Raw genomic sequence first — 17,778 nt, forward strand, 5'->3', positions numbered from 1 at the left:
CTGTCTCATGTCACGCCTGATCTTTCGGGCACCAGTACAGTTTTCTGCCACCCATGATCTCGAGCACGATGTTCGTGCCGCAGACGCGACACGGAAGACCGTCGCGCTTGTAGACCCAGTGCCGGTCTTCGCGTTTCGCGAGCGCCTTGTCGTAGTCGGCCTTGGAGAGCTTGTCCATCGTCATCATCTGACCGGTCTCGACGCCGATGGTGAGGAGTTTCGTCCAGTCCTTCCAGAGCTCGCGAACAGTGTCCTCCGGCACGAGCTTTCCCGGCGTGTGCGGGTTGAGGCGGGCGCGGAATAGCAGCTCCGCTCGGTAGACGTTACCGATGCCGCTCACGACCGACTGGTCCATGAGCAACAGCCCGATCGGCGTCGGCTTCTTGCGCACGGCGGCAGCGAAACGGTCTTCGGCCGCACGGCGGGCCTTCGCCGTGGTCTCGAGAAGCGGATCCGGCCCGGCCTTCGCAATCACCGCGGCGACCTGGGCCGCATCCAGAATCTCGCACGCGGTCGGCCCGCGCAGGTCGGCCACGGCAGTGTCGGTCAGCAGGCGCACGCGCACCGCACCCACCGGCGCGGGAGGCCATTCGGTGATCTCGTCGCCGAGCTGCTCCTGCTCCGACATGCGGAGCCGGGCCCGTCGTGGAGCGCCGATGCTCGAGAGGGAGTCCTCGCCATCGGCGTCGACGATAGTTCCGCGTTGGTTCGTCTGACCCATGCGGCCGCTCGCCGCCGCAATGGTGTCGTCGCGTGTGATGTCTCCCGCGAAGTCCCAGGCGCCGTAGATGCCGAGATGCACGCGCAGCCAGACCTCGCCGTCGAACTCCAGGAACATCTGTTTGCCGACGGCCTTCGCGTCGGTCATCGTGCGCCCATCGAGAATGGCGGCACCCTCGGCGAAACGGCCCTGCGGAGACCAGGATTCGATGCGGCGACCCACGAAGTTGCGCGCGAATTGGCGGGTGATGCGATGTACGGAATGTCCCTCGGGCATGACTCAGGCCGGGTCGACGACGTGCCCGGCGATGGCGCCCGTGGCCTCGTACTCCGCGAGCTGCGCGATACGCCGCACGTGCCTCTCTTCGAGCGAGAAGGGTTCGGCCACGAAGGCGTCGATCAGGCTCATGGCCTCGTCGACGGTGTGCTGGCGCGCGCCGATCGAGATGACGTTGGCGTCGTTGTGCTGCCGGGCGAGCACGGCTGTCGAGTGGTTCCAGACAAGCGCTGCGCGCACGCCGGTGACCTTGTTCGCCGCGATCTGCTCGCCGTTGCCCGAGCCGCCGAAGACCACACCAAGAGCCTGGATGCCGGCCTGCTGGTCGCGCACGACGGCCTGAGCCGCATTGATGCAGAACGAGGGGTAGTCGTCGATGGGGTCGTAGCTCGTCGGTCCGTGGTCGATCACGTCATGCCCGAGGGATGCGAGGTGCTCCTGGATGGTCTGGGAGAAATCGAGCCCGGCATGATCCGTGGCGATATGGATGCGCATGGGATGAGTTTACTGAGGCCGGGCGGTGGCGCAGATAGGCTGGTACGGTCACGCGCGGCGGGCCACGAGCCCGCGCGCCCAGAACTCACACGAGTACGAAAGAAGTCACCAGTGCCTGGAGAAAACCTCACCCGCGTCGAAGCGCAGGAACGCGCCGCCATCGTCAGCGTCTCGAGCTACGACGTGGTCCTCGACCTCACCCAGGGTGCCGAGACGTTCCGGTCGACGACGACCGTCCGCTTCAGCGCCACCGCAGGCGCGTCGACCTTCATCGACGCCATCACGCGCTCGGTGCACTCGGTCACGCTGAACGACCGGTCGCTCGATGTCTCTGCCGTGAACGACGGCGTGCGCATCCAGCTCGACGATCTGGCCGACGACAACGTGCTCGTCATCGACGCCGACGCCGAATACACCAACACCGGCGAGGGCCTGCACCGCTTCGTCGATCCCGTCGACGGCGAGGTCTACCTCTACAGCCAGTTCGAGGTGCCCGACTCGCGCCGCATGTTCGCGGTGTTCGAGCAGCCTGACCTCAAGGCCACGTTCGCCTTCACCGTCACCGCACCCGCCTACTGGCAGATGGTGTCGAACCAGCCGACCCCCGAGCCCGTCGCCGTCGAGGGAACCGACTCCGCGACCTGGGCCTTCGAGCCCACGCCCCGCATCTCGTCGTACATCACGGCCCTCATCGCGGGCCCCTACGTGGTGGAGCGCAGCGAGCTGACGTCGAGCGACGGCCGTGTTATCCCCCTCGGCGTCTTCTCGCGCGCCTCGCTCTCGCAGTACATGGACGCCGACTACATCTTCGAGAAGACCCGCCAGGGCTTCGAGTTCTACGAGACGCAGTTCGCCTACCCCTACCCGTTCGACAAGTACGACCAGCTCTTCGTGCCCGAGTTCAACGCGGGCGCGATGGAGAACGCCGGTGCGGTCACCTTCACCGAGACCTACGTCTTCCGATCCAAGGTCACCGACGCCGTGCGCGAGCGCCGGGTCGTCACCGTGCTGCACGAGCTCGCCCACATGTGGTTCGGCGACCTCGTCACCATGCGCTGGTGGAACGACCTGTGGCTCAACGAGTCGTTCGCGGAGTACATGTCGACGCTGGCCACCGCCGACGCGACCGAGTGGACCGAGGCCTGGGCCACGTTCGCCTCGACCGAGAAGAGCTGGGCCTACCGTCAGGACCAGCTGCCCTCGACCCACCCCATCGTGGCGACCATCAACGACCTCGAAGACGTGCAGGTCAACTTCGACGGCATCACCTACGCCAAGGGCGCATCGGTACTGAAGCAGCTCGTGGCTTGGGTCGGTCAGACCGAGTTCATGGCCGGTGTGGCCCGTTACTTCGACGCCCACGCGTTCGGCAACACCGAGCTCGTCGACCTGCTGACCGAGCTCGAGGCCACGAGCGGCCGCGACCTCGGCGAGTGGTCGAAGCTGTGGCTCGAGACCGCCGGCGTCAACACGCTGCGCCCCGAGATCACGACAGACGAGAACGGCACGATCACGTCGTTCTCCGTGCTGCAGACGGCGATCGCCGAATACCCCACGATCAGGCCGCACCGTCTCGCGATCGGTTTCTACTCCTTCGACGGCGATGCGCTCGTGCGCACGAAGCGGGTCGAACTCGACGTCGACGGCGAGCGCACGGAGGTCGGCGAACTCGTCGGCGAGCGTCGCCCCGACCTCGTTCTGCTCAACGACGACGACCTGGCCTACGCCAAGGTGCGCCTCGACGAGGCGTCGCTGGCTGTCGCCGCCGAGAGCCTCGCCGCTGTGACGAGCCCGCTCGCCCGCGCCATTCTGTGGGGATCCGCCTGGGACTCGACCCGCGACGCCGAGACACGGGGACGCGACTTCGTGCGCCTGGTGCTGGGCAACGTCGCGACCGAGACCGAGAGCACCACGCTGCGCACCGCGCTGAATCAGCTCGTGCTCACCAGCACGAGCTACATTGCTCCGGATGCTCGGGGCGAGGTCATCGAGGTCGCAGCCGACGAGCTGTGGTCGCTCGCCCAGGCCGCCGAGGCGGGAAGTGACGCGCAGTTCCAGTTCGTGCGCTTCTTCGCCGCCCTGGCTTCGACCGAGGATCAGCTGGCGACCGTCGCCCAGCTGCGCAATGGCGAGGTTGCACTCGACGGCCTCGAGATCGACACCGATCTGCGCTGGGAGCTGCTGATCGCGCTCGTCGCCGGAGGCAAGGCCGGCCAGACCGAGATCGATCAGGCTCTCGAGAACGACAACACGGCATCCGGTGCTCAGTCGGCCGCTCACGCCTCGGCCGCGATCCCCACGGCGGAAGGCAAGAACGCCGCCTGGGCCTCACTCATCGACACCGACGAGGCTCCGAACGCCATCGTGCGCGCCACGACCCTCGGCTTCCAGCGCGCTCACGACACGGCGCTCCTCGAGCCGTTCGTGGCCAAGTACTTCGACGCCCTGGTCAGCGTCTGGGAGACCCGCAGTTACGGCATCTCGTCGTCGCTGATCACCGGTCTGTACCCGGCAGCGCTGGCGAACCAGGAGTTGCGCGACGCGACCCAGGCGTGGCTCGATGCGAACGTGGAGCAGCCCCCGGCGCTGCGCCGCCTCGTCGTCGAGAACCTGGCCGGCGTCGATCGTGCGATCGCGGCACAGGCGCGCGACGCGGACTGAGAGCTGAAGGGCACCTCGAGTGGGGTGCCCTTCAGCCGGTACTGAGACGCCATCGATAGAGTGACGTGAATATGGATTGGAACGCATTCTGGGCCGGCTTCAACGACTTCATGGTCGTGTGGGGCAAACCGATCAACATCGTGATCATCATCGCGCTCGCTTTCGCGATACGCGCGCTGATGATCTTCGTGATCAAACGCGTCGTGCAGCAGGTCGTCTCCGGCGTCAAGAAGAAGCAGAACGTGCAGGACACGCAGGCTCTCATCGCGTCGCCTCTGGCCGCGGTGCGGGTCGTGCAGCGCACCCGCACCCTCGGAACCGTGCTGACGAATATCGTCAACGTGACCGTGGTCGTCGTCACGCTGATTCTCGTCGTCACCACGATCGATCCGAACATCATCGGCTCGCTCGCGATCCTGACGGCGGCCCTCGGTGCCGGACTCGGATTCGGTGCGCAGAACATCGTCAAGGACGTGCTGAACGGCCTGTTCATGGTGATGGAGGACCAGCTCGGGGTCGGTGATGTCGTCGATCTCGGTCCGGCCACGGGTGTCGTGGAGGCCGTGGGCATCCGCGTCACGCAGGTGCGCGATGTGAACGGAACCCTCTGGTTCGTGCGCAACGGAGAGATCCTGCGCGTGGGCAACATGTCTCAGGGCTGGGCGCGCGTCATCATCGACCTCGCCGTGCCCTACGACACCGATGTCGACGAGGTGCAGAAGAAGATGCTCGAGACCGCCACGGCCCTCGCGTCCAACCCCAAGTACCGCAGCCTCATCATGGAGAAGCCGGAGATCTGGGGGTTGGAGTCGATCTCGGCCGAGGCCCTCGTGATCCGGCTCGTCGTCAAGACCCGCACCTCGTCGAAAGACACGGTCGCCCGCGAACTGCGGATGCGCTTAAAACGAGCACTCGACGAGATGGATGTGCGGCTGCCCGCCCTCAACAGCATCGTGCTCTCGGGCTTCGAAGGCGCCGCCAGTGTGTCCGGAGCTCGCACGCCGAAGACCAAACCGGTTCCCCTCACCACCAGCGTCGATGAGAACACCACCAAGTCCGGAGAGACGGGGCCTCGACCTCCTCGGGCCCCCAAGAAGACGGATAGCTGACATGTCGATCCCCTCTGAGCCGTCGCCGATCACTTTGCGTGTCACGCAGAACGGCGACTCCGCCCTCGCCCGATCGTTCTACGACGAGGTCGGGGGGCGAGCCACCTTCGAGAAGCTCGTACGCGCCTTCTACGACGGAGTCGCAACCGACCCCGTGCTCGTCGAGATGTACCCCGAGGAAGACCACGAGGGTGCCATCCAGCGCCTCACGGGCTTCCTCGAGCAGTACTGGGGCGGTCCGGGTACCTACAGCGAAGAACGCGGCCACCCGAGGCTGCGCATGCGCCACATGCCTTTCAAAGTGAACCCGGATGCTCGCGACCGATGGCTGACCCACATGCGGGCAGCGGTCGACACTCTTGAGCTTCCTCCGCTGCAGGACGCTACGCTCTGGGGATACCTCGACAGGGCGGCCCATGCGATGGTGAACACCTTCGAGGAGTAGCCGGGCGGTTCCGCGCCGGAGCATGAGAGACGAAGGAGTCTTGATGTCATCGAACAGCACCGGAGCGATCATCGTGGGTGCGGGGCTGGCCGGCCTCGTCGCTGCGTCCGAACTCATCGGGGCGGGCCGTCACGTCACCATCGTCGAGCAGGAACCCGCGGCCTCGCTCGGCGGACAGGCGTGGTGGTCGTTCGGCGGGCTCTTTCTCGTCGACTCCCCCGAGCAGCGTCGCCTCGGCGTGCATGACTCGCCCGAGTTGGCGCGCCAGGACTGGTTCGGGAGCGCGGGCTTCGACCGCGAGGAGGATGCCTGGCCGAGGCGCTGGGCCGAGGCCTACCTCGACTTCGCCGCCGGCGAGAAACGCGCCTGGCTGCACAGCCTGGGCGTGCGGTTCTTTCCCGTGGTCGGGTGGGCGGAGCGCGGCGGCTACACGGCCAACGGCCACGGGAACAGCGTGCCCCGTTTTCACATCGTCTGGGGCACGGGGCCAGGAGTGCTGGCTCCCTTCGTTCGCATACTCCACGAGGGGATCGCCCGGGGCCTGGTCACGATGCTGCACCGGCACCGCGTCGACGAGCTCGTCACGCGAGACGGGTCGGTCGTCGGGGTTCGCGGCGCCATCCTGGCCGACGACGACGCGGTGCGGGGCTCATCCAGCTCGCGCGACGTGGTCGGCGACTTCGAGCTGGAGGCCGAGGCCGTCATCGTGACCAGCGGCGGCATCGGCGGCAACCACGATCTCGTACGCACGAACTGGCCGGAACGCCTCGGCACTCCCCCGGCGACGATGCTCTCCGGCGTTCCCGCCCATGTCGACGGGCGGATGCTCGCGATCTCGGAGAACGTCGGCGCTCACCTCATCAACGGCGACCGCATGTGGCATTACACCGAGGGAATCACCAACTGGGATCCCGTCTGGCCGTCGCACGGCATCCGGATTCTGCCCGGCCCGTCGTCTCTGTGGCTCGACGCGACCGGGCGCCGCCTCCCCGTGCCTCTCTTTCCCGGGTTCGATACGCTCGGCACCCTCGAGTACCTGCGAACGACCGGATACGACCACAGCTGGTTCGTGCTCACTCAGAACATCATCGAGAAGGAATTCGCCCTGTCGGGAAGCGAGCAGAACCCCGACCTCACCGGCAAGGATCTGCGGCTGCTCGCGAAGCGAGTGGCTCCCGGAGCCCCTGGGCCCGTCGAGGCCTTCAAGAAGAGGGGCGTCGACTTCGCGGTCGCCGCGACTCTTCCCGAACTGATCGAGTCGATGCAGAGGCTGTCACCGACCGGTGTGCTCGACGCGGGTCTGGTCGAGAGCGAGGTGTTGGCGCGCGACCGAGAGGTCGCGAACAACTTCACGAAGGATGCGCAACTCACCGCGATCCGCGGAGCCCGACGATATCGGGGCGACAAGCTCATCCGCGTCACCAGCCCTCATCGCCTGCTCGATCCGAAAGCCGGACCTCTCATCGCCGTGAGACTGCACACTCTCACGCGAAAGAGCCTCGGCGGCATCGAGACGAATCTGCTCGGTCAGGCCTTGGATGCGCAGGGCCGGGCGATCGCCGGCCTCTACGCGGCGGGCGAGGCGAGCGGGTTCGGCGGCGGGGGCATGCACGGGTACCGCTCGCTCGAGGGGACGTTCCTCGGCGGCTGCCTCTTCTCGGGCCGAGCTGCCGGGCGCGCCGTCGCGTCCCAGCTCTGAGTCATCTCGTGAGCCGGGTCACCTCGTGAGGCGGGTCACCTCGTGAGGACGTGGCCGCGTCGGGTCGAGACGCGGGTCCAGGCGCCCGAGACGAGGATGCGAGCGGGCTCGTCGGTGCGCAGGAAGCCGAGGCTGTCGGCGGCGAGACCGACGCCCGCGGGAATCGGCGGAGCGACATCCGGAATCGCGCGACCCCAGACCTCGGCACGCACCTTGTGCACGAGCTGCTCGCCGGCGTCTTTCGGCAGGGCGGCGGCGACCTCGGCCACACCGTTGCGAGCGGCGGCCTCGAGCACGGGCGCGGCGACCTCGCCGGCAGCCGTCCACCCGCCGCGGGGCGGCGAGATGCCCACCCAGGCCGGCGACGATTCGGGTGGCGGGATGAGCACTCCGATCGGGCCGTCGTCGAGGTTGACGGTCACCGAGAGCAGAGCCAAGCGATCGAGAAGCTGTCGCGCCGAGACCACGACGTCGAACGACGCACTCTCGGCGAGCGCGAACGTGCGGAGGCCGAGCACGGTGGGCGCGTTGTCGAGGAGGCCGCGGGGGTGCAGCACCGGCGCGTACACGGCGAGCACGCCGGATCCTCCGATGAGTCGCACGCCGCCCTGATCGAGCCGTGCCGAACGGCCGAGGAACACTTTGAGGTCGCCGAGCGAGGGCGAATCGACAAGGGCGAATGACTGAACCATCTCGCTGTCTAAACTACTTCACTGGGAACGCCAATATGGGAGGCAGCATGACCGAGAAGATCCGTGCTACGCCATTGGAGGGGCTCCTCACGGCGTTGGACCTCACCGACACGGGTGCCCGCACGAACGAGGACATCTTCACCGGCCCGTCGCAGTGGATGCCGCAGGGCCGCGTCTTCGGCGGTCAGGTGCTCGCGCAATCGATCACCGCGGCGATGCGCACGGTCGACGAAGACAGGATCGTGCACTCGATGCACGGCTACTTCTTGAGGCCCGGCAACATCGACAAGCCCATCACCTTCGCCGTCGATCGCATCCACGACGGTCGCTCGTTCGCCACCCGTCGCACGCAGGCCTATCAGGATGGAACGCCGATCCTGTCGCTCATCGCCTCGTTCCAGACGGAGGACGACGGCCTCGAGCACCAGATCGACATGCCCGAGTCGATCCCTGCTCCCGAAGACATTCCGAGCACGGCCGAGCGGCTGGAAGGTATCGATCACCCTGTGGCGCGCTTCTGGGCGAACGAGCGGCCCTTCGACATGCGACACATCGACTCGCCGATCTACCTCTCTGTCGAGGGGCAGCCCGTGGGCCACCAGGCCGTGTGGATGAAGACCCTGGGTAGCCTGCCGGACGACCCGAATCTGCACCGCGCGGCGCTCGCCTACGCCAGCGACTACACGATCCTCGAACCCATCTATCGCCGCCACGGTATCGCGTGGGTGACCCCGGGGCTGAAGACGGCCAGCCTCGACCACGCCATGTGGTGGCATCGGTTCGGCCGGGTCGACGAATGGATCCTCTACGTTCAGGAGACGCCGAGCGGCCAGGGAGGCCGTGGTCTCTCTCTGGGGCGCATCTACTCGCGCGACGGATTACTGCTCGCCAGCGTGGCTCAGGAGGGCATGGTGCGGGTTCCGCCTAGCGGGCGCGCTTCGTGAATTCGACGGGCGCGTCGAGGTAGGGCTCCCACGCCGCGCGCTCGATGTCGTTGATGCGGCGCGGCCTCTGCGTCGCCGCGTCGACCAGCACGATCGTCGTCGTCGCACGCGTGAACAGCACGTTCGGTTCGACCCCGACAGGACTGCGCACCTCGTAGCAGACCTCGAGACTCGCCCCGCCGAGCCGGCCGATCCAGAGCTGGATGTCGACGGGTTGCCTCAGATACGGCACGGGAGCGAGATACTCGATCTCCTGCCGCGCGATCAGTGTCAACGTGTCAGAGCCAGGGCGCCCGTCAAGCACCGCTGTGGATCCCCCGGCTGCCGACTCCGCCGCTCCCGGATCGGGCATCCAGAACGCCTCGATGCGCGCCTCCTCGAGGAGGCGCAGCATCTCGGCGTTGTTGACGTGGCCGTAGGCGTCGAGATCGGACCAGCGCAGGCGGATGGGAACGTGCAGGCGCATCGCGACCTCGACTAGTCGCGCGTGAGCTTGCGGTACGCCGAACGGTTGGGCTTCGCCGCGTCCGGGCCCAGTCGCTCGATCTTGTTCTGCTCGTAGGACTCGAAGTTGCCCTCGAACCAGTGCCAGTTCGACGGGGCCTCCTCGGTGCCTTCATAGGCGAGGATGTGGGTGGCGATGCGGTCGAGGAACCACCGGTCGTGTGTGATCACCACGGCGCATCCGGGGAACTCGAGGAGGGCGTTCTCGAGGCTCGACAGCGTCTCGACATCGAGGTCGTTCGTCGGTTCGTCGAGCAGCAGCAGGTTGCCGCCCTGCTTGAGGGTGAGCGCGAGGTTCAGACGGTTGCGCTCACCACCGGAGAGCACGCCCGCCTTCTTCTGCTGATCCGGACCCTTGAATCCGAACTGCGAGACGTAACCGCGCGACGGGATCTCCGTCTTGCCGACCTGGATGTAGTCCTGTCCGTCGGAAACGACCTCCCAGAGCGTCTTCTGCGGGTCGATGCCGCCGCGATCCTGGTCGACGTACGAGATGTCGACCGTCTCACCGATCTTCAGGTTGCCCGAGTCGAGAGGCTCGATTCCGGTGATGGTCTTGAAGAGCGTGGACTTGCCGACGCCGTTCGGGCCGATGACGCCGACGATGCCGTTACGCGGCAAGGTGAAGCTGAGGCCGTCGATCAGCACGCGATCGCCGAAGCCCTTCTTGAGGTCTTTCGCGTCGATGACCTGAGATCCCAGACGCGGACCGACGGGAATGACGAGCTCTTCGAAGTCGAGTTTGCGCGTCTTCTCCGCCTCGGCCGCCATCTCCTCGTAGCGGGCGAGACGAGCCTTGGACTTGACCTGGCGGCCCTTCGCGTTCGAGCGAACCCATTCGAGTTCGCTGGAGAGCCTCTTGGCCAGCTTGGCGTCTTTCTTACCCTGAACCTGCAGTCGCTCCTGCTTCTTCTCGAGGTACGTCGAGTAGTTGCCCTCGTAGGGGTAGAGCTTTCCGCGGTCGACTTCGGCGATCCACTCGGCGACGTGGTCGAGGAAGTACCGGTCGTGAGTCACGGCGAGAACGGCGCCGGGATACTTGGCGAGGTGCTGCTCGAGCCAGAGAACACTTTCGGCGTCGAGGTGGTTGGTGGGCTCATCGAGGAGCAAAAGGTCGGGCTTCTGCAGCAGGAGCTTCGTGAGCGCCACACGACGCTTCTCACCACCGGAGAGGTTCGAGACGCTGTAGTCGCCGGGCGGCGTGCGGAGCGCATCCATCGCCTGCTCGAGCTGGGAGTCGAGGTCCCACGCGTCGGCCGCGTCGATCTCCTCTTGCAACGTGCCCATCTCGGCGAGGAGCGCGTCGAAGTCTGCGTCGGGCTCCGCCATGGCGAGGCCGATCTCGTTGAAGCGGTCGACCTTCTGCTTGATCGGGCCGACACCCTCCTGAACGTTCTCGAGCACGGTCTTCGACTCGTCGAGCTCCGGCTCCTGCATGAGGATTCCCACGCTGAAACCGGGAGTCAGCCTGGCTTCGCCGTTCGACGGCGTGTCGAGTCCGGCCATGATCTTGAGGATCGTCGACTTGCCGGCTCCGTTAGGGCCGACGACACCGATCTTCGCCCCCGGCAGGAACGCCATCGTGACGTCGTCGAGGATGAGCTTGTCTCCCACGGCCTTGCGGGCGCGGACCATCGAGTAGATATATTCGGCCATTCGACCAGTCTATGGTCTCTTCGGCCTCACTTCCTCGGCTCAGAAGTCGATAGGACGAGTCTGGCCGACGAAGCACTTGCCGGTCGCAAGCGGCGCCGCGATGATGCTGGTGTAGCCGCCGACCGCACCCCACTGCCCGATCAGACAGGCATCGGGCGCGTGCACCGAGAACTGCACCGAGTCAGCCTTGACGCCCACGGTCGTGATGTCGGGCGTCAACTCCATGGTCTCGACGGCGAAACCGCCCGCGCGGAGGGAGTTGATGAACGCGGGGCCATCGGGCTGTCCGCCTGCCGCCGTGATGGCCTGGTTGTTCAGGTAGTCGAAGAACGGCTTGTTCTCGGCCGCAGTGCCGTTGGGAACGAGAGCGGGGGGCGGCGCATCCGTCGGCGTCGGCGTCGGCGACTCAGACGATGTCGGGTCGGAGGAGCTCGAGGTCGAGGTCGGCGTGGGTTCGGCCACGCAGCCGGTCAGAACCAGAGCCAACGATGCGGTCGCGATCACCGCGACCAGGTTCGCTCGACGTCGCCGTATGCCGTTGCCGTCAGTCGCTCTACGCGTCACGATGCCCTCTTCTCGCTGTGTCCCCCGTGTGCCCTCACCGATTCTAGGTGAGGGCCTCGGGTGGGCGACAACGGCGAGGTCGATTCGCCGATCCATCGAGCGGGCTAGAACGGCACCTTTTCCGTCTTGGAGCCCTCGTCTTGCGCGTCGGGCACCGACTCCTCTGAATCGTGCGGAAGATCGACATCGCCGACGGGCGACGACCAGATGTCGTTCGTATCGCCGTGAGCCCCAGACCCCAGAGGATCTGGCTCAACGTCGTCGACACTCGGAGCGCCCTGCTGGTCGACGGGCACCGCAGCCTTCAGCCGAGTGAAATGGGAGACGCCGAATGCGAGGTCGTGGCCGATGGAGTCGACGTCGACCTCGATCGCCGTGCCGCGTTTGTCGCCACTCGTCCAGTTGCGCACCCGCAATCTGCCCGTGAGCACGACATGGTTGCCGATCTCGAGCGAGTTGGCGACGTTGTTCGCCATCCAGCGGTACGCGTTGACGGTGTACCAGTTGGTGTCGCCCTCGATCCACGTCGATGTCGCGCGGTCGAATCGTCGTTGGCTCGAGGCCAGACGGAAATTGGTGACCGTCAGGCCTGTGCTGGTTCGCACGTTCTCGGGCTTTGTCGCTACGACGCCTGCCAGCGTCACGGTGTCTGTCACGTCATTCTCCTTCAGTCGGTCGGTTGGCCGGCGCGAGACCGGCACTCGTGCCAGTTGATTCCGGACTCGCGCCGGTTGCACCAGACTCGTCGCCGAGCGCGGGGCGCGGGGCCGAGCCGCCGGCATCTGTGCACAGCGCTCGACGACAGCACTCGGAGGAGGAGGAGAGGCCGGATCGCTCCGCGCCGTGCTGGTGCTCTACGGTTGATGCGTGATCTACAGCGCCGATGACAGCCGATACGAATCGATGCAGTACAACCGAACAGGGCGGAGCGGACTGAAGCTCCCCGCCCTGTCGTTGGGCCTCTGGCACAACTTCGGAGACACCAAGCCCCTGCAGACGCAACGCGACATCGTGCGCCGCGCCTTCGACCGTGGAGTCACGCACTTCGATCTCGCCAACAACTACGGGCCGCCCTATGGATCTGCGGAGACCAACTTCGGTCGCATCCTCGCCGACGATCTCAGCCCCTATCGCGACGAGTTGATCATCTCCTCGAAGGCCGGCTATGACATGTGGCCGGGGCCGTACGGCGATTTCGGATCACGCAAGTACCTGCTCGCGTCCCTCGACCAGAGCCTCGGGCGGCTCGGGCTCGACTACGTCGACATCTTCTATCACCACCGGCCCGACCCCGAGACGCCGATCGAAGAGACCGCCGCAGCCCTCGCAGCGGCGGTTGCGCAGGGCAAGGCCCTGTACGTCGGTGTCTCCAACTACGGCGCGGAGGACACGCGTCGCATGCATGCCGCGCTGGCTGAACATCGTGTCCCCCTCCTCATCCACCAGCCTCGCTATTCCATGTTCGACAGGCACATCGAAGAAGACGGCCTGCTGCCCGTGCTCGACGAGCTCGGCGTGGGCGGTATCGTCTTCTCGCCTCTCGCGCAGGGTCTGCTGACAGACCGATACCTGACCGGAACCGTCCCCGATGGGTCACGCGCCGCGACCAGCAGGTTCCTGCCCGAGTCACGGATCGACGACAGTTATCTGTCGCGGGCACGCGCCCTCGACTCGATCGCGAAGGACAGGGGCCAGACGCTGGCCCAACTCGCACTCACGTGGGTGCTTCGGCAGCCCCAGGTGACCAGCGCGATCATCGGCGCGTCCAGCGTCGACCAGCTCGACCAGAATCTGGATGCTCTGCGCGCGGACCCCCTGTCCGAGGCGGAACTCACGCTCATCGAACCGCTCGCGGTGCACGGCACCGGGCTCTGACCCCGCACTGTCGGTGGCTGCTCCTAGCCTTTTCTCACGACGAGAGAAGTCGTAGCCGTCACGCAGACAGGAGCAGCCATGATCACCACACCCACGACATCAGCCGCATCTTTCATCGCTCTGCGTCCGGGCTTCTGGCGAGTGGTTCATCCTGCGGGGCACGTCCTGGGCTACATAGAAGAGGCGCGAGCGGCCGGGGGACACCAGTTCACCGCCCGTCGCCTCGTGTCGAACACGACACGACTCGTCGACATCGGTGACTTCTGGTCTCTCGACAGCGCTCGGGCCTGTTTCGCGTAATCCGCAGATCACGAATCGAACTCTCCTCGGCTCGTCGCACCGTCATGCCGTCGACCGACGACGTAGTCTTCGGCTCATGGAATGGTGGAACAACATCGCAGACTGGTTCGCTTCGAGCAACGGGCGTTTCGTCGTGTCCGGCATCGTTCTGCCGGCAGTGGCGATCATCGTCGCCGCAATCGTCGGCGCATGGATCGCGAGCGGCTCGATCAAACGGCTTCTGGCCAAACACGATCGAGAGCTCAAGGTGGCGGCGATCGCATCGCTGGTCGACTCCGCACAGCAGGCGTCCGTGTGGAATTCATTGACGCCGCAGGAGCAGATCATGTCCGACCGCGCGGTGGGTCAGGCCGATATCCAGATCCGTCTGCTGCCCATCAAGGGTGCTGCCGTCGCTGCCGACTGGGCTGCTCACTCGCTCGCAGACATGCGCCGCAATTCGGCCACCTTCGGCTACGAGGTCGAGCCCGCGGTCATCGAATTCCGCGATCGTCTCATCGAATGGCAAGAACGTCCGGGCCGCAGCCGCAAGACCTTCCAATCCGATCTCGACCGCTGGAGCGTCGAGGACGAGGATGCCGAGAAGCACCTCGCTCGCCAGCAGGAGGCGTGGGTGGCGCAGCAGCACCACGAGCAGCACAGCCAGCCCGAGCTCGAGGCGACCACCGTCATCACCCCGGCGGCCGCCCCTGCCGTGGCTGCCGCGCCCGTCTCATCCGTCGAATCGCCTGTCGAGACGCACGAACAGCGGGCGACCCGCGAGGAGACCCAGCGCGTTCTCGCGAACGTGAACGCGGTCCAGCGTCACGTGGAGTCCCGCGAAGACGGCGAGACGCCGCCCCCGATCAACGCGTTCCCGCCGCGTCGCGCATCCGAGAACGACTGATCAATAGCCCGAGAACGCGTCGGTGACGACGCGGCGCACGCGCAGGCGCTTCAGCTCGGAGCGGGCGGCGCCGACCAGGCGCGGCGGTCCCGAGACGAAGGCCGTCCTCTGCCGGGCGTCGGGCACATGCTGCTCGATCACGTCTTTCGTCAGACGCCCGGATCCCGCGTAGCTCCACCCCTCGGGCAGCTGCTCGGGTGCGGACGGCGCGAGAAGAACGACGCGCACTCCCAGCCGCTTCAACTCGTCGGCGTAGGCGAACTCCTCGTGCCCGCGGATGGCGTAGACGAGAACCAGGTCACGCTGCACGCCCTCGGCCGAGTCATGCTGCAGCTGGCTGATGAACGGTGTGATTCCGATTCCGCCCGCGACGAGCAGCACCGGTCGGTTCGGGTCCGAGGGCAGAAGGAAGTCGCCCGCGACCAGGTTCGCTCGCACGGATTGCGAGGGCTTCAACGAGGCCAGAGCCCGCTTGAAGCTCGAGGTCGACTCGCCCATCCGCACACCGAAGCGCACCTCGTGGGGGTTGCTCGGCGCCGACGCGATGCTGAACACGCGCCGGGTTCCCGACGAGTCGACGCCCGCGTGCGGGATCGACAGCTCCATGTACTGTCCGGCGCGGAACGAGACCGGGTGCTTCGTCGAGAAGACGAATTCGGTCATCGACGGCGTGAGCTGGACCGAGCGCTCGAACGAGAGCGAAAGTCCACGACGCTGCCCTACAAGGAAGGCGAGCAGGTTGCCCACCACGAGGGCGAGCTCGGGGCTGCCGTGAATCGGACCGAACGAGAACGGGATAGAGAAGAGCAGCGCCACGACGGCCGCGAGAGCGATTCTCTGCCACAGTCGCGGTGGCAGCGTGAGCGGTTCGCTCAGCATGAAGCCGGCGAGGAAGATGAGCGGTGACGACCCGATCGCGTAGATCAGAGCGTCGGGCACCGTGAGGCCGAACGACGATTGGACGATGACCACGGCGACCGTGGCGATCCCGATGAAGGTGAGTCCCATGGGCAGCTGACGTGTGCGATAGAGCACGAGCAGCGCACCGATCGCGACGACGGGAAGCAGCACGGGCGTTCCGACCCACCACACCGATGCGTTGAGGCCGGTGAACCCGATGATCAGTGCGCCGACGGCGGCCGGGTTGAAGATATGACGCCGCCTCCAGGCGAGCACGTATTTCGACGCCACGGCGATGGCGGACACGAGCGCAACCGAGAGCAGGTCTGTTCCATCGGTCGTGGGAAAGAACAGGAAGAACAGCAGGAGCGCGGTGATGATCGACGACTCCGTGTGCGGCCTCACGCGGAACAGCAGGGCCATCACACGGTTGGCCACGACGCAGGAGACCAGCACGGTGGCCAGAGTCGCGAGCAGCGCGAGAGGCGGGAACCCCAGCACGCCGACGAGACTCTCGACGATCGCCACCAGAGCGATCGCCGCCAGCACGAGGCTGACGAGCCGGTACATCTGAAGCTTGCCCAGCAGGGCATCCAGTCGAGCCATCAGGAGAAGACCTCTCCCCGCAGTGTGCGGGATCGTTCGGCGATGCCGGAGGAGTGCATGCGCACCCAATCGAATTCGAAATGCTCGGCGAGCCGCGCGGGCTGCACGAAGAACAGGGCTGTGGCGAGCCCATCGGCCAGCAGGCCGGTGGGAGCGATCGCCCATGTGGCGATGATGTCGGAGGTCGGCGAGCCGGTGCGTCCGTCGAGAATATGGTGCAGACCCGCTCCCCACACCCGGCGATTCGATCCGGATGCGCAGAGCGACTCGTTCTCGATGGTCACGACCCCGATCGCTTTGCTGGGGTCGAACGGATGCTCGAGGCCTACGCGGAGGGGCTCTCCCCTGCTCACCAGATCTCCACTGGCGTCGATGACGAAGTCCGTGATGTTTGACTGTCTGAGCACGTCGGCCACCAGATCGACGAGGTAGCCCTTTCCGGCCGCTCCGACATCGATGACCGTGGGTTCCGTCGTAGTCACCGTGGTGCCGCTCCGGCTCACGGCCTCCGACCATCTGGTCGGCACGACTCGGCCCGCCTGAGCGGTGAGGCTGTACCGACTGTCGTAGCCGAGGTGCTCGAGGGAGCGGCCCACCAGCGGTGTCACCGCTCCCCCGCTGATCTCGTCGAGCCTGTCGTAGAGGTCGAAGAGATCGGCCGAATCCGACGGGAACTCGACCGAGCCGGCCTCTCGTGCAAGAGACGTCACCAGGGAGTCGGATCGGAACCGGGAGTACGCGCGATCGAACTCCTCGACCCGGCCTCGCACTCGCTCGGCGACCGCCTCGGGGAGGTCGTCGTCGGTGTCGATCTGCCAGGTCGTCCCGATTCCGGTGAAGCGGAGACTAGACGCCGGCATCGGCCTTGATCTTGTCGACGGCATCGTTGAAACCGCCGCTGGTCAGCGAGGAACCGGCCACCTTCGACACCTTGAGCTCGTTGAGGCTCTTGCCCACGACCTCGGCGGCGATGCCATCGGCGAACTCGCCCTGGTACTTCTTGCCGTTGGGGTTGGTCGATTCGGGAGTGACGGTCACGGCGGTGACCTTGTCTCCGGCGAGAGTCAGCGAGACGCCGACGGTCTCTTTGCCACCGGGAGAGGTGTATTCGCCTTCGGCCTTGTACTCGCCGTCTTTATAGGCGGACGATCCGGCGGGGGCGGACGTGGCGGGGGCTGCGTCGCTCGTGCTCTGGAGTGTCGCGGCGGGAGTGCTGCCGGAGTCGGACGATCCTGCTCCGGTGGAGCAGCCGGTGACGACACCGAGAAGCGAGAGTCCGGCGAGGGCGGTGACAGCGGTTTTCTGGTGGCGGGTGATCATGGTTCTCTCCATCAGTCGGGATGCGTACTGGCAAGTTAGTACGCCTATGACCATAGGGGCGTCACTGCTGCAAGTACTTGGGAGGAACTGTGGAAACACTGGGAATAGTTGAAGCGACAACTATT

Annotated in this window: 18 protein-coding genes; 8 read left to right on the plus strand and 10 right to left on the minus strand. The window is 66.2% G+C overall.

The features are described from left to right. Positions 1-10: 10 nt before the first annotated feature. The gene (locus tag ASE64_RS00775; protein WP_055774573.1) at positions 11-997 is read right to left on the minus strand and encodes an Fpg/Nei family DNA glycosylase; all 987 of its coding nucleotides are present in this window, start codon (positions 995-997) and stop codon (positions 11-13) included. A 3-nt stretch (positions 998-1,000) separates the two neighbouring features. After that, entirely contained in the window at positions 1,001-1,492 is a 492-nt protein-coding gene (locus ASE64_RS00780; RefSeq protein WP_055774577.1) for a ribose-5-phosphate isomerase, read from the minus strand. A gap of 111 nt (positions 1,493-1,603) precedes the next feature. On the opposite strand from ASE64_RS00780, the gene pepN reads away from it, so the two are divergent. The 4 genes from pepN to ASE64_RS00800 all read left to right on the plus strand — a co-directional run bounded on the left by pepN (position 1,604) and on the right by ASE64_RS00800 (position 7,406). After that, positions 1,604-4,153 carry an aminopeptidase N gene (gene pepN / locus ASE64_RS00785; RefSeq protein ID WP_055774580.1) on the plus strand — a complete coding sequence of 850 codons (2,550 nt, stop codon included), beginning with the start codon at positions 1,604-1,606 and terminating at the stop codon, positions 4,151-4,153. Between the two features lie 71 nt (positions 4,154-4,224). Further along, positions 4,225-5,262, plus strand: coding sequence for a mechanosensitive ion channel family protein (locus tag ASE64_RS00790; protein ID WP_082465818.1), 1,038 nt, complete (start codon positions 4,225-4,227; stop codon positions 5,260-5,262). Position 5,263: 1 nt separating this feature from the next. Further along, positions 5,264-5,707, plus strand: coding sequence for a globin (locus ASE64_RS00795; protein WP_082465819.1), 444 nt, complete (start codon positions 5,264-5,266; stop codon positions 5,705-5,707). A gap of 43 nt (positions 5,708-5,750) precedes the next feature. Further along, positions 5,751-7,406: an FAD-binding dehydrogenase gene (locus ASE64_RS00800; RefSeq protein WP_055774583.1), complete on the plus strand. Its 1,656-nt coding sequence runs from the start codon at positions 5,751-5,753 to the stop codon at positions 7,404-7,406. A gap of 35 nt (positions 7,407-7,441) precedes the next feature. Here ASE64_RS00800 and ASE64_RS00805 read toward each other — a convergent pair whose 3' ends face one another. Further along, complete coding sequence (locus ASE64_RS00805; protein WP_055774585.1) at positions 7,442-8,098, minus strand: hypothetical protein; 657 nt, start codon at positions 8,096-8,098, stop codon at positions 7,442-7,444. A 47-nt stretch (positions 8,099-8,145) separates the two neighbouring features. Between ASE64_RS00805 and ASE64_RS00810 the strand changes: the two genes are divergently transcribed. Next, positions 8,146-9,042 (plus strand): acyl-CoA thioesterase, encoded by an 897-nt coding sequence (locus ASE64_RS00810; RefSeq protein WP_055774589.1) that lies wholly within the window; start codon positions 8,146-8,148, stop codon positions 9,040-9,042. Here the strand turns inward: ASE64_RS00810 and ASE64_RS00815 are convergent. From ASE64_RS00815 to ASE64_RS00830, 4 genes are all read right to left on the minus strand, one after another. Then, on the minus strand, positions 9,023-9,508 hold the full coding sequence (locus tag ASE64_RS00815; protein ID WP_055774592.1) for an acyl-CoA thioesterase: 486 nt from the start codon (positions 9,506-9,508) through the stop codon (positions 9,023-9,025). The genes ASE64_RS00810 and ASE64_RS00815 overlap by 20 nt on opposite strands. 11 nt (positions 9,509-9,519) lie before the next feature. Further along, on the minus strand, positions 9,520-11,202 hold the full coding sequence (gene ettA, locus ASE64_RS00820) for an energy-dependent translational throttle protein EttA (RefSeq protein WP_044442898.1): 1,683 nt from the start codon (positions 11,200-11,202) through the stop codon (positions 9,520-9,522). Positions 11,203-11,241: 39 nt separating this feature from the next. Next, positions 11,242-11,766 (minus strand): DUF6993 domain-containing protein, encoded by a 525-nt coding sequence (locus tag ASE64_RS00825; RefSeq protein ID WP_235480446.1) that lies wholly within the window; start codon positions 11,764-11,766, stop codon positions 11,242-11,244. Positions 11,767-11,870: 104 nt separating this feature from the next. Then, positions 11,871-12,422: a single-stranded DNA-binding protein gene (locus tag ASE64_RS00830; protein ID WP_055774599.1), complete on the minus strand. Its 552-nt coding sequence runs from the start codon at positions 12,420-12,422 to the stop codon at positions 11,871-11,873. 247 nt (positions 12,423-12,669) lie between these two features. Between ASE64_RS00830 and ASE64_RS00835 the strand changes: the two genes are divergently transcribed. From ASE64_RS00835 to ASE64_RS00845, 3 genes are all read left to right on the plus strand, one after another. Further along, on the plus strand, positions 12,670-13,641 hold the full coding sequence (locus ASE64_RS00835; protein WP_055777215.1) for an aldo/keto reductase: 972 nt from the start codon (positions 12,670-12,672) through the stop codon (positions 13,639-13,641). 78 nt (positions 13,642-13,719) lie between these two features. Next, positions 13,720-13,941: a hypothetical protein gene (locus ASE64_RS00840; protein ID WP_055774602.1), complete on the plus strand. Its 222-nt coding sequence runs from the start codon at positions 13,720-13,722 to the stop codon at positions 13,939-13,941. A gap of 76 nt (positions 13,942-14,017) precedes the next feature. Further along, positions 14,018-14,827, plus strand: coding sequence for a hypothetical protein (locus ASE64_RS00845; protein ID WP_156351582.1), 810 nt, complete (start codon positions 14,018-14,020; stop codon positions 14,825-14,827). On the opposite strand, the gene ASE64_RS00850 is transcribed toward ASE64_RS00845, so the two are convergent. From ASE64_RS00850 to ASE64_RS00860, 3 genes are read right to left on the minus strand one after another with little or no spacing between them, the layout of a single operon-like run. Beyond that, positions 14,828-16,333 carry an FAD-dependent oxidoreductase gene (locus ASE64_RS00850; protein WP_055774605.1) on the minus strand — a complete coding sequence of 502 codons (1,506 nt, stop codon included), beginning with the start codon at positions 16,331-16,333 and terminating at the stop codon, positions 14,828-14,830. Then, positions 16,333-17,193 (minus strand): FAD:protein FMN transferase, encoded by an 861-nt coding sequence (locus tag ASE64_RS00855; protein WP_055774607.1) that lies wholly within the window; start codon positions 17,191-17,193, stop codon positions 16,333-16,335. The genes ASE64_RS00850 and ASE64_RS00855 overlap by 1 nt, the downstream gene beginning before the upstream one ends. Further along, on the minus strand, positions 17,180-17,653 hold the full coding sequence (locus ASE64_RS00860; protein ID WP_055774610.1) for an FMN-binding protein: 474 nt from the start codon (positions 17,651-17,653) through the stop codon (positions 17,180-17,182). The genes ASE64_RS00855 and ASE64_RS00860 overlap by 14 nt, the downstream gene beginning before the upstream one ends. Between the last annotated feature and the right edge of the window lie 125 nt (positions 17,654-17,778).

Source organism: Agreia sp. Leaf210 (assembly GCF_001421485.1).
Classification (GTDB): domain Bacteria; phylum Actinomycetota; class Actinomycetes; order Actinomycetales; family Microbacteriaceae; genus Agreia.

Excerpts from the sequence above, each read along its gene's own strand:
- ASE64_RS00775 (WP_055774573.1), bottom strand. The coding sequence starts at position 997 with ATGCCCGAGGGACATTCCGTACATCGCATCACCCGCCAATTCGCGCGC.
- ASE64_RS00780 (WP_055774577.1), bottom strand. The coding sequence starts at position 1,492 with ATGCGCATCCATATCGCCACGGATCATGCCGGGCTCGATTTCTCCCAG.
- ASE64_RS00790 (WP_082465818.1), top strand. The coding sequence starts at position 4,225 with ATGGATTGGAACGCATTCTGGGCCGGCTTCAACGACTTCATGGTCGTG.
- ASE64_RS00795 (WP_082465819.1), top strand. The coding sequence starts at position 5,264 with ATGTCGATCCCCTCTGAGCCGTCGCCGATCACTTTGCGTGTCACGCAG.
- ASE64_RS00800 (WP_055774583.1), top strand. The coding sequence starts at position 5,751 with ATGTCATCGAACAGCACCGGAGCGATCATCGTGGGTGCGGGGCTGGCC.
- ASE64_RS00805 (WP_055774585.1), bottom strand. The coding sequence starts at position 8,098 with ATGGTTCAGTCATTCGCCCTTGTCGATTCGCCCTCGCTCGGCGACCTC.
- ASE64_RS00810 (WP_055774589.1), top strand. The coding sequence starts at position 8,146 with ATGACCGAGAAGATCCGTGCTACGCCATTGGAGGGGCTCCTCACGGCG.
- ASE64_RS00815 (WP_055774592.1), bottom strand. The coding sequence starts at position 9,508 with ATGCGCCTGCACGTTCCCATCCGCCTGCGCTGGTCCGATCTCGACGCC.
- ettA (WP_044442898.1), bottom strand. The coding sequence starts at position 11,202 with ATGGCCGAATATATCTACTCGATGGTCCGCGCCCGCAAGGCCGTGGGA.
- ASE64_RS00835 (WP_055777215.1), top strand. The coding sequence starts at position 12,670 with ATGCAGTACAACCGAACAGGGCGGAGCGGACTGAAGCTCCCCGCCCTG.
- ASE64_RS00840 (WP_055774602.1), top strand. The coding sequence starts at position 13,720 with ATGATCACCACACCCACGACATCAGCCGCATCTTTCATCGCTCTGCGT.
- ASE64_RS00845 (WP_156351582.1), top strand. The coding sequence starts at position 14,018 with ATGGAATGGTGGAACAACATCGCAGACTGGTTCGCTTCGAGCAACGGG.
- ASE64_RS00850 (WP_055774605.1), bottom strand. The coding sequence starts at position 16,333 with ATGGCTCGACTGGATGCCCTGCTGGGCAAGCTTCAGATGTACCGGCTC.
- ASE64_RS00855 (WP_055774607.1), bottom strand. The coding sequence starts at position 17,193 with ATGCCGGCGTCTAGTCTCCGCTTCACCGGAATCGGGACGACCTGGCAG.
- ASE64_RS00860 (WP_055774610.1), bottom strand. The coding sequence starts at position 17,653 with ATGATCACCCGCCACCAGAAAACCGCTGTCACCGCCCTCGCCGGACTC.